The sequence below is a fragment of the Halorubrum sp. GN11_10-6_MGM genome (genome assembly GCF_005435165.1).
In the GTDB taxonomy this organism is placed as follows: domain Archaea; phylum Halobacteriota; class Halobacteria; order Halobacteriales; family Haloferacaceae; genus Halorubrum.
Window position 1 is genome coordinate 1 of record NZ_SGUC01000055.1, and the last position, 9,417, is coordinate 9,417.

Annotated in this window: 6 protein-coding genes, 1 tRNA gene and 2 pseudogenes; 3 read left to right on the plus strand and 6 right to left on the minus strand. The window is 53.4% G+C overall.

Annotation, left to right across the window (positions count from 1 at the left end):
- Nucleotides 1–488: 488 nt before the first annotated feature.
- Together EXE46_RS15545 and EXE46_RS15550 are read right to left on the minus strand one after the other, a co-directional pair.
- Nucleotides 489–1,451, minus strand: coding sequence for a hypothetical protein (locus EXE46_RS15545; protein WP_137689257.1), 963 nt, complete (start codon nucleotides 1,449–1,451; stop codon nucleotides 489–491).
- A gap of 352 nt (nucleotides 1,452–1,803) precedes the next feature.
- The gene (locus EXE46_RS15550; RefSeq protein WP_158413962.1) at nucleotides 1,804–2,055 is read right to left on the minus strand and encodes a hypothetical protein; all 252 of its coding nucleotides are present in this window, start codon (nucleotides 2,053–2,055) and stop codon (nucleotides 1,804–1,806) included.
- A gap of 1,432 nt (nucleotides 2,056–3,487) precedes the next feature.
- On the opposite strand from EXE46_RS15550, the gene EXE46_RS15555 reads away from it, so the two are divergent.
- The 3 genes and pseudogenes from EXE46_RS15555 to EXE46_RS16890 all read left to right on the plus strand — a co-directional run bounded on the left by EXE46_RS15555 (nucleotide 3,488) and on the right by EXE46_RS16890 (nucleotide 5,266).
- Nucleotides 3,488–4,192, plus strand: coding sequence for a hypothetical protein (locus tag EXE46_RS15555; RefSeq protein ID WP_137689259.1), 705 nt, complete (start codon nucleotides 3,488–3,490; stop codon nucleotides 4,190–4,192).
- A gap of 685 nt (nucleotides 4,193–4,877) precedes the next feature.
- A pseudogene (locus EXE46_RS17520) lies at nucleotides 4,878–4,973 on the plus strand (DUF5795 family protein); the annotation flags it as partial.
- 118 nt (nucleotides 4,974–5,091) lie between these two features.
- A tRNA-Trp gene (locus EXE46_RS16890) sits at nucleotides 5,092–5,266 on the plus strand.
- A gap of 215 nt (nucleotides 5,267–5,481) precedes the next feature.
- Here EXE46_RS16890 and EXE46_RS15565 read toward each other — a convergent pair.
- From EXE46_RS15565 to EXE46_RS15580, 4 genes and pseudogenes are all read right to left on the minus strand, one after another.
- On the minus strand, nucleotides 5,482–8,442 hold the full coding sequence (locus EXE46_RS15565; RefSeq protein ID WP_137689260.1) for a type I restriction endonuclease subunit R: 2,961 nt from the start codon (nucleotides 8,440–8,442) through the stop codon (nucleotides 5,482–5,484).
- Nucleotides 8,442–9,110, minus strand: a complete 669-nt coding sequence (locus EXE46_RS15570; protein ID WP_137689261.1) for a restriction endonuclease subunit S — start codon at nucleotides 9,108–9,110, stop codon at nucleotides 8,442–8,444. Before EXE46_RS15570 ends, EXE46_RS15565 begins: the two co-directional genes overlap by 1 nt.
- Entirely contained in the window at nucleotides 9,107–9,307 is a 201-nt protein-coding gene (locus tag EXE46_RS15575; RefSeq protein WP_137689262.1) for a hypothetical protein, read from the minus strand. The genes EXE46_RS15570 and EXE46_RS15575 overlap by 4 nt, the downstream gene beginning before the upstream one ends.
- A 10-nt stretch (nucleotides 9,308–9,317) precedes the next feature.
- A pseudogene (locus tag EXE46_RS15580) lies at nucleotides 9,318–9,417 on the minus strand (IS1595 family transposase); the annotation flags it as partial.

Sequence of the window (9,417 nt, forward strand, 5' to 3'; positions counted from 1 at the left end):
GGATGGTCTCCTGATCGGAGACCATCCCTCAGGAATCCACTTGCTCGCCTGTTGCATCGATCTACGATACCTCTCAAACGGCTCCTACGAGAGAGTACCGAAATCGATCTCGGGCTAAACACATACCTATAAATAAATCGTGGGTTGCTTCGGACAATTCACCATACCGACCTTCGTGTATGTAGAAAGACGCCTTCCGCGAGAATTCATTTATCCACTCTCCTTGTTTATTATCCGGATCCGGGGCAATGAGACTACCAGACCTGATAAAAATAAGGGTGGAAGCAGGTCGGTCATCATCGTACTCAGCCTCGATCCGAAAATTCGTGAGAAACGATTGTTGGGTGGCAGTAGTAGATAGCAGTGACTGTAAGGCATCCGTATCAATCTCTTGTATTGGTACTTCAAATACTATCGACTGGTGGTTCTCAGATTTACAGTCAGACTGTAAGGAATTCACCAGTGATAGCGTATCAGATAGATTCATACTATCTGATTATTTCTATGTCATCGAATTCGCTCAATTCGCTCATCAACTCTCTATATCTTCCTTCAGGAGCATCATAGAATTTGATTTTTGGCCGTTCACCGGACAGAACAAGATGGTATCCTTCATTACCCTCGACGAGGTGGACACTTTCCTTCTCCAATAGTTCCTCAAGCTCAACTTTAACCTCTTTGTTTGCAATTTCGAGGGTTACCTTGGCACCGTGTAAATCGTTAGGAATCTCATCAAGCGCAGTCTCGAACTCTTCCGTAGAAGTAGTGGAAACTAAGGGATCATCCTCATCCTCAGCATCGAACTCTTCAACTAGAGCCTCATCTGCGGTTTTGCTTGGATCGAGAAATAGATATTGAAACCAATGCTTCGGGTACCGCTGAGAGCTCTGGGCTTGATATACACACGCTTGATCCTTACGAACCTCTCCAGCAGGAGTGATTCTTGGATAAAGGATTCCCTTCTTCAGATTTCCCTTAATGACCTCATCCATCTCTGTAAGCACTTCCTGGTCATCGGGCTCATATGCGTCGTCAACGAAAGGCGCCTTAATAATCGCAATCTGGGGATTACCTCCTCTCGAGATATGGGCCAAAATAAGTAGTCCAGATTGGGCGTAGTCCGTTTGGAGGTACCAGCTCGCCAAAGTGCGTAGATCGTCTGAAATCTCTGTTTCTCTAGCAAGAATCGACTCTAATAGCCCTAACGTAGTATTTGCGTCTTTGTCCCGGCTCTCTTCTGCTTGTTCTGTAAAATCGTGAACGCGAGCGCTCTTAGTGGAATCAGAGACAAAGTCTTTCCCAATTAATTTGCCTATCAAGCCCCTAGCAACAGAAATAGGTGTGTCATACTCGTCTCGGTCCGTGTTTCGAATTATCTGAACGGGCGTAGTTTCCGGTTGAGGTTCCGTCTTACAGTGAAATATACCGAGCTCATTAACAGTGAACGGCATCTCTTGTAACAGAATAATCCTATAGACGTATATGTTCTTACCACATCGTGGAAGTGATATAGTGGATACGCGAGCTGCTACAATCCTTGAGGAATTTTCCCTGAGTCGGCTTTGTTGAAATTATATTCTTCAAATATATTTCGAATGAAACATCTGCTCGATGAGCATACGGAGTCAGGTTGGTGATTTACTTGTGGTTCTTCGAAATAAGATATATTGGTAAGGGTTGTACAACACCTCCCTGACCGTGCTTTTGCGTTATCAGCACCGTGGGTGGACCCTTCAGATAGGTATAGCTATCACACGAGGCAGTTGCCTCGTTAGTAACACAGTCATTTAAATAAAGACGTGGTCACTCACCGACAACGAGCGTGATGTCGACCGACTTACCGTCCTCTGACTCGTGAATATAATTGATGTCGATGTGTCCAGGTTCCATGAGCTGCTGAATAGCATGCTGAATGTATCGACGAGCGTCGGTCTCAGTGGTGACCCACGTGTTGGCCTTATTGTCGACGTCCCAGACCTCGTGGTCGGGATCGAGCATCGAGTCAACTGTGGAGGCATCGTGATGGTTAGCTCTACCTTGACCGACGACGCCCATGAAGCCCTCAACTGTGATTTCGCGGATATCGGGAACACGCGTGTCGTCGAGTGCGCTCTGTATCTGGCCGAGGACATCGCCGACACAGCATCAGGCGACTTTCTAGTGGACCCTCTGCGATTCAATAGTCAACTGAATATCGGTCAAACAGTAGAATACAGACGTGTGGTGTATTGTGAAAAAGAGTCTCAGTAACTCTTGGGATCGAGATAGTCCACTTGTCCGAACTACGTATTGGCGGAGGCTGTCTGAACAAGGCGCAGGCGGAGGCAACGACATGCGGTCTTGGGCTGGGTTTTTTTAAATATCAGTCAATTTGGTACTGAATCAGGCCCCGGGAACCAATCCTAGAAAATTCTGGTCTCAATACACTAGGAAGGGGTTTCTTGCGCATACACTTTCTGCGGAGGTAGCCTCTACAATAATTGGGACGGTATGAAGAGACGGAACAGGTACCTCCTAACTCTGTACGTCACAGGGCTGGTTACGCATCAAATACTCGCGAAGATCTGGAAGAACCAAGCTAGTATGTTCAATCGCTGACTTGGTAAACCGAATCGGATTCAAGGAAACAATCTCAAGGGCACAGCCGTAGCTACAAAGCTTGACCATCCACTCATATGATGGTGCGACACCACGCTCTTCGATTATAACCCACCCAGGTGCTACTAGAATTGGCTGGTATCCAGCTTTGTCAAAATCTTTCAATTTTCGAGCAATATCGATTTTCTCTTCCGACCTAGTCCCCGTTTTGAATGCGCACCCACGCAGCTTTGAACGCCAACTGGTATCTGGTGTCACATTAGTACCATTAAAATCAACGAGGACATCCGCTCTTGGCTTTGACGTTGAGTAAGGTATCAACACTGCTGCGGGTAGTAATCGTAATATCGTTGTTCTTTCGAAATTGGGACCGAATATAACCAGAAACAATTTTCTCAAGGGAGTTGACCACCGAATTATGATCTATACCCTTTAATTCGTTCATGCCATCAGGGATCATATACTATATCTAACGTCGGGAGAATAAATAGTTACTCTAGTTGTCACATAACTATGTTAATTCTATTCCTATCAATCCGTATTTTACAGCAATAACACCAACGAATGTATCTCCGGACTTCTCAGGCTCCAGTTGTTATTTACTGGTCAATTTTTGACCGCCATTATACATCTAATATCTTATGATATGGGCTAGCCGTATTCCCTTTATGCGACGCACTTTTGTCTGCCGGGACTAGATGTGTGCGTGTAGTCGGCCCATCCGGGGATATCGTCGCGCACACTGCTCTCGAACGCCTCATATAGAGGTCCAACAACCGCTAGCGGATACACAATGCGCCTGACTGGTGGTGTGTATCTGTCAGATCTCTATCAATCGCTTGTAGGGTTGTAGATCCTAGCTAGAGGCGGGGTATCGTGCGACGGTAAAATGATTTCAACGAAACCATTCACCCAATACGAATCGGAGTGTCGAGTCGAACGTCCGTCAGCTGATCGAAAAAACGACCGGCCAACCGGCGCGTGGCCGGAGCCACAAGCTGCCGAAAACCCACAGGCAGAAATCGATGCTGAGGGGGAGCACTACGAACAAACTGGTGGGCAACTCTTGCTTGGTGAGCGAGTGTCTATAACATGGTTCGGTGCCGACGATGTGCCTGATCACCTCTCAGAACGGCGTTGTCAGCTCCACGAACGGATATGGCGGGTCGACAGAGGCCTAGACATCGACCCAAGCGATTCTTCGCTCGGCACTGAGGTTGGGCACTACGCTGACAGCACAGTCGACACTGAGATAGTCTCAAACTTTAGCCGGTTCAAGAACCACTTGGCGGATACCTGTCTTCAGCAGCTAGAAGTTCCGGAGTTCGTCCGCAATCATGTTCTCTATCTGATCCACAATCGTGATCTTGTAGGGTTCAATCGATATGGGGGTGTTGACGGAGCAATTGTCGGCCTCACGATGGAAGCGCTCGCAGACTTTCACGATCTAGATACGGTAGCAGATCTGAAGGAGACTTCATGGTGGTCCGATATCGAATCACTCGCAGATGAGTTCGGTATAGTGGGTGCTACCGGGCGCACGTTCCGACAGCTGATAGCTCATGTAGAGGACGAATATGACCATAATCAGTGAGTAGACAACTCAACTGAACCCAGTCACCAATAGGATACAAGCATCATCTGTAAACACCGGACCAACATATTTCTCTCAATAGATATTCTAAACAAGCCTCACAGGCATTGTAACAACTGATTTCCCCGAAGGTAATGTATAGTGGAGGAAGTTAGGAGTCAACCTGTATAATCAGTTGGGTGTGACTTTGCTTGGTGGTCGTCTACTTCTGTCTGTGTCGGGTTTTACTGATCTCTGTGTCGGGAGTAATGCGTTGGCGACGGAGCAATGTCGAGTACTACGAGGAATGCGGAGCTGAGCAGTGTGTGCCTTTGCGGGGACCAACGCCTTGCTGAGCATGGCTGGACTGGTGTATATTGGCTGGCTGTAACGACACCGCGGAGCGGGGCTGAGCGGGAGCGCTGTAGCTGGCTGAATATTGAACCGTTGCTGGATACACGACACGCTGAGCTGAGCTGAAGGGGCATCTCGACTAATAGTTCGTCACTGCCAGTTTAACCATCAACGTGACATTTTATTATGAAACACTCACTGTTCGAAAACGTGGTTAGCCAGCAGCGTCGGACTGACTGTGAAGGGGCTCACGACGGAAGTGTCCCAAAATTTGGTGCTAGAGGGTATCCTATGGGCAAATTAGCATCCATCGCGTGTGAGCAGTCAGCCCGTTGCGCGGTGCTCAGTACGCGACGTCATCTCGGTCGGATACATGCCGAGCGTGACCGAGTTCGTCACCGGCTACAAGTGCCAAGACTGCGACTGGAGCGACGACGACCGGGAGTAGTTCCGATCCGATCGCCGAGCGGTCACGCGGTTTCGATCGTCGTCGTCGGGCCGCCACATCGCTCGTGATCGAAACCCCTTTATCCGCGATACCGTAAGCGATGCGTACGAAATAGCGCGGGGCTGTGGCCAAGCCAGGCATGGCGACTGACTCCAGAGGCTTGCGCCCGGGACGACACTCCAGACTGATATACCGAGCGGCCGACTGATCATCGGTCGTGTTGACGACCCTCTGGAGTTCCGAGGCGCACCGGAGATATCAGTCGATCGGGGGTTCAAATCCCTCCGGCCCCACTATTTCTGTCGAGAACAACGTCGCGAGCGGCAGCGATATTCTGATGAGCGGGCGGAACCGGGAGCGGTAAACGGCCGGAATGTACACCGCCTCGATTTTCACCACTTCCGTCGCAGTCACGTTCCTGAGCGACGACGCTACATGGGATCGAGGGTTGAAGCGGCGTGCGCGCTTCCGATCCCCACCGGCAGTTTGGCGCGGTCCGTGACCCGGACTACCCGTCGGCGCGCTGGCTCTCTCGGTACACCTGCTGGCGAAGGTGTTCCGTGATGGCCTCCTGAACCTCGTCGTTGTCCATGAACTCGGCGAACAGCGCTTCGTTCTGGTCCATCCGGTCAATAAACATCTCGGTGAGCGCGCTGTCGAACTCCAAGGCGAAGTTCTCGCGGCTGTTGACCCTCGCGGAGCGCCTGAGATGGTCGTCTTCGAGCGCGTCCTCTTTCAGCTGTTCGAGGAACAGCTGGTCCGCCTCGGTGAAGTCGGTCCCGAGCTGCTCGTTGATCTTCTCGACGATGGTCGAGAGCTCGACCTCGTCGTCGTCGCTCCCGCCCCCGGTTCCCGTCTCGGTCGGCCCCTGTACCTCACCGTCGGTCGCGTCGAGTTCGATCTCCCCCTCTTCCGACTTTTCGAGCCGGTAGTACTGGAGCGCGAGCTCGTCGTCGAACTCGACGTCCGGCTGGCCCGACCGCTTCGGGAGCTCCTTGTAGAGGAACCGTCCGAAGGTGTACAGCTTTTCGAGATGCGTGTCGGCGTAGCTCACGATCTGGGACTGGAACTTGTAGAGCCGAAGGAACGACCGGAGCGTCGACCGGAACTCCGCTTGGGTCTCCTCGTTCGAGACCACGAACTCGTCGCGCGCGGGTTGGACGAGGCTACTCAGTTTCGCGTGTGTGCCCTCCGTTCCGGTGGTTTCCGGGTCGAAGAAGACTTCCGCGAACCGGTCCACGTCGCTTTGGTCGTAGATGCGGAACGCCTTCAGCTCGCTGGCGAGCTGCTGGAGGTGTTGTGGGTCGGTCTCCTCGGCGACGGTCGTCTTCCCGTAGAACGGCTCGAACGCCTCCTTGATCGCCGACTGCTCGTTCTCGAAGTCGAGGACGAACGTGTCCTCTTTGCCGGGGTGCGTTCGGTTCAGACGGGAAAGCGTCTGGACCGCCTGAATCCCGGAGAGCTTCTTGTCCACGTACATCGTGTGGAGTAGGGGCTGATCGAAGCCGGTCTGGTACTTGTCGGCGACGACGAGGATCTGGTGCGCCTGACTGTCGAAGGCGGTCGGGAGTTCGGACTCTTTGATCCCGTCGTTCATCCCCTCCTCCGTGTAGCTCCCGCCGTCGTCCTCGACGGTGCCCGAGAACGCGACGAGCGCGCTCAGGTCGTACCCGTTCTCCTCGATGTACTCGTCGACGGCCTTCTTGTAGCGGACGGCGTGCGAGCGCGAGGAGGTGACGATCATCGCCTTCGCCTTCCCGCCGATCTTGTGTCGCGTGTTGTTCCGGAAGTGCTCGACGATGATCTCGACTTTCTGCGAGACGTTGTGCGGGTGGAGTTTCAGGAACCGCGAGATGGCTTTCACGGCCTTCTTCTCGGGGACCTGCGGGTCCTCCTCGACGACCTTCGCGACGTTGTAGAACGTCTCGTAGGTCGTGTAGTTCCGGAGCACGTCGAGGATGAACCCCTCGTCGATGGCCTGCTGCATCGAGTAGAGGTGGAAGGGTTCGTAGCCGCCCTCCCCGTCGGGCTCGCCGAACATCTGGAGCGTCTTCGCCTTCGGCGTCGCCGTGAACGCGAAGAAGCTGAGGTTCGGCTGTTTGCTCCGGGCTTCGGCGCTGGCAACGATGGCGTCTTCGGCGTCGTCGATCCCTTCCGCGTCCACGCCGGAGAGGATGCCCTTCATCTCGGCGGACATCTCGCCGGTCTGGCTGCTGTGTGCCTCGTCGACGACGACCGCGTAGTCCCGCTCGGGGAGCGACTGCGTGTGTTCGATGACGTACGGGAACGTCTGGAGCGTGGTGATGATCACCGGTTTGCCGGCTTCGAGCGCGTCGGCGAGCTCCTCGGACTTCGGGCCGTTCTCGCCGGTGACCCCGTGGACGACGCCCGTCTTGTGGTCGAGTTCGTAGATCGTGTTCCGGAGCTGCTCGTCCAGAATCGTCCGGTCGGTGACGACGACGACCCCGTCGAAGACGGCCTCGTCGTCGGCGTTGTGGAGCGAGACGAGCCGGTGGACGAGCCACGCGATGGACTTGCTCTTCCCGCTGCCGGTGGAGTGTTGGACGAGGTAGTCCTCGCCGGACCCCTCGCGTTTCGCGCTCTCGACCAGTTGGCGGACGCACTCCAGTTGGTGGTACCGTGGGAAGATCAGCGTCTCATCTTCCTCGACGGTGACGCCGTCCTGTTTGATCTCCTCGGTGTCGACGTGGACGAACCGTTGGATGATGTCCATCCAGCTGTCCTTCGCGAGGACCTCCTTCCAGAGGTAGGCGGTCCGGTGGTCGTCCTCGCGCGGGGGGTTGCCGCCGCCCTTCTCGTGGCCTTTGTTGAACGGGAGGAAGTTCGTGTCGTCGCCGTCGAGTTCGGTGGTGTAGTACACCTCGTTCTGGTCGATCGCGAAGTGGACGAGCGCGCCGCGTTTGAACCGGAGCACCGGCTCGCTCGGGTCGCGATTCGCGTACTGCTCGCGGGCGTCCTGCGCGGTCTGGTCGGTGAAGGTGTTTTTGAGCTCAGCGGTCGCGACCGGGATGCCGTTGATACTCAGCGCGAGGTCGACGCTCCGATCTGGGTTCGTCGCGGAGTGGTGGAGCTGTTGGGTGACGCCGAGGACGTTGGCGTCGTACTTCCGCCGGAGTTCGGGGTTGATCCCGGTGTTGGGCTGGAACGTCGCGAGGTCGATCTTCGTCCCCGTGGTCCGGAGCCCGTGTCGCAGCAGTTCGAGCGTCCCCTGTCGTTCGAGCGCGCTGGTGAGTTCCTGGAGGAAGCGCTGGCGGGCGTTTCCTTTATAAGCGGTCTCCAGTTTTTCCCACGCTTCCGGCTGCGTCTCCTTCACGAACGAGACGACCTGCTGGGGGAAAACCCCGCGTTCGGCGTCGAAGCGATCGCTCGGAATCTCGACGTAGCCGCGAGCGAGGAGGGCGGACGCGATCTCGTTTTCGAAGGCCTTCTCGTCGTAGGGTTTGCTCATTAATCGTCGCCTTGAATGACACCTTTCTCCTCAGACACATCAATCTGACCCGTGACCGCGGCGGTGATGAGGGCTTGGCGCTTTTCGTAGAGAAGTCCAGATAACTCAACTCTTTTATTTATTAATGTATCAATGTCAGAAACTTGCGCATTAATAAACTCGATGATATTTTCTTGTGTATCATGATCGGGGACTGGTATCCGCATATCTGAGAGTCTTTGAGTACTAATCGCTGGATACGAGACACCCTCAGAATTGGCAACAATCCAATCTACAAATGGCTTTGACCGGAGGACATAATACAGATATTCTGGATTCACTCGGTTGTTAGGACGAAGAACAGCAAATCCAGAGGATGCGACCCTGTTCTCTGGAGTATCTTGGGCTAATGCGATAGCCTTGAGATAGGTTCTGACGGTAGAAACAAGAATGTCATTGTGTTTGAACATTCTTTCAGCACGGCTTGGCGCATCAGAAAACTCCATTTTAGAAACATCATCAATCTGACCGCGACTATTAACGGAAGATATTTCGACATATTCTATCGTCTCCTCTTCATCAAATTTCCCAGTAATAGATTCTGGATTGATATCACAAAGATATTTTAGACGTATTGTGTCCCAATTGTGGCTGATCCCCTCTGTTGGATCGTCTGTGTTTCCAGTCATTGTCCACCAGCTACGCTTTCGAATAGGTCCATGATGTCTCCGACGAGCTCCCGTATGTCGCCGTCAATTTCATCCACTGGTCTGGGCTCTTCGTAGTCGTAGAAGTACCGATCAAAGTTGACTTCGTACCCAACGACCCCGAGTCCTCCGTCCTGCTCATCGTGGTATCTGTTGCTCTCATCGCTCTTGTGTAGCACATTGTTGATTTCAGAGAGTGGCTTTGACGGCGTGTTTGAGCGCTTTTCGTCCGGGTTTGCGGTAGAGTTCTCGTCTGAGTTGGAACGCTCGGAGATACTGTGTGAGGCGA

Bases quoted from the DNA above. Each gene is read 5' to 3' on its own strand.
- EXE46_RS15545 (WP_137689257.1), bottom strand. From the start codon at position 1,451: ATGCCGTTCACTGTTAATGAGCTCGGTATATTTCACTGTAAGACGGAA.
- EXE46_RS15570 (WP_137689261.1), bottom strand. From the start codon at position 9,110: ATGACTGGAAACACAGACGATCCAACAGAGGGGATCAGCCACAATTGG.
- EXE46_RS15550 (WP_158413962.1), bottom strand. From the start codon at position 2,055: ATGGGCGTCGTCGGTCAAGGTAGAGCTAACCATCACGATGCCTCCACA.
- EXE46_RS15555 (WP_137689259.1), top strand. From the start codon at position 3,488: ATGATTTCAACGAAACCATTCACCCAATACGAATCGGAGTGTCGAGTC.
- EXE46_RS15565 (WP_137689260.1), bottom strand. From the start codon at position 8,442: ATGAGCAAACCCTACGACGAGAAGGCCTTCGAAAACGAGATCGCGTCC.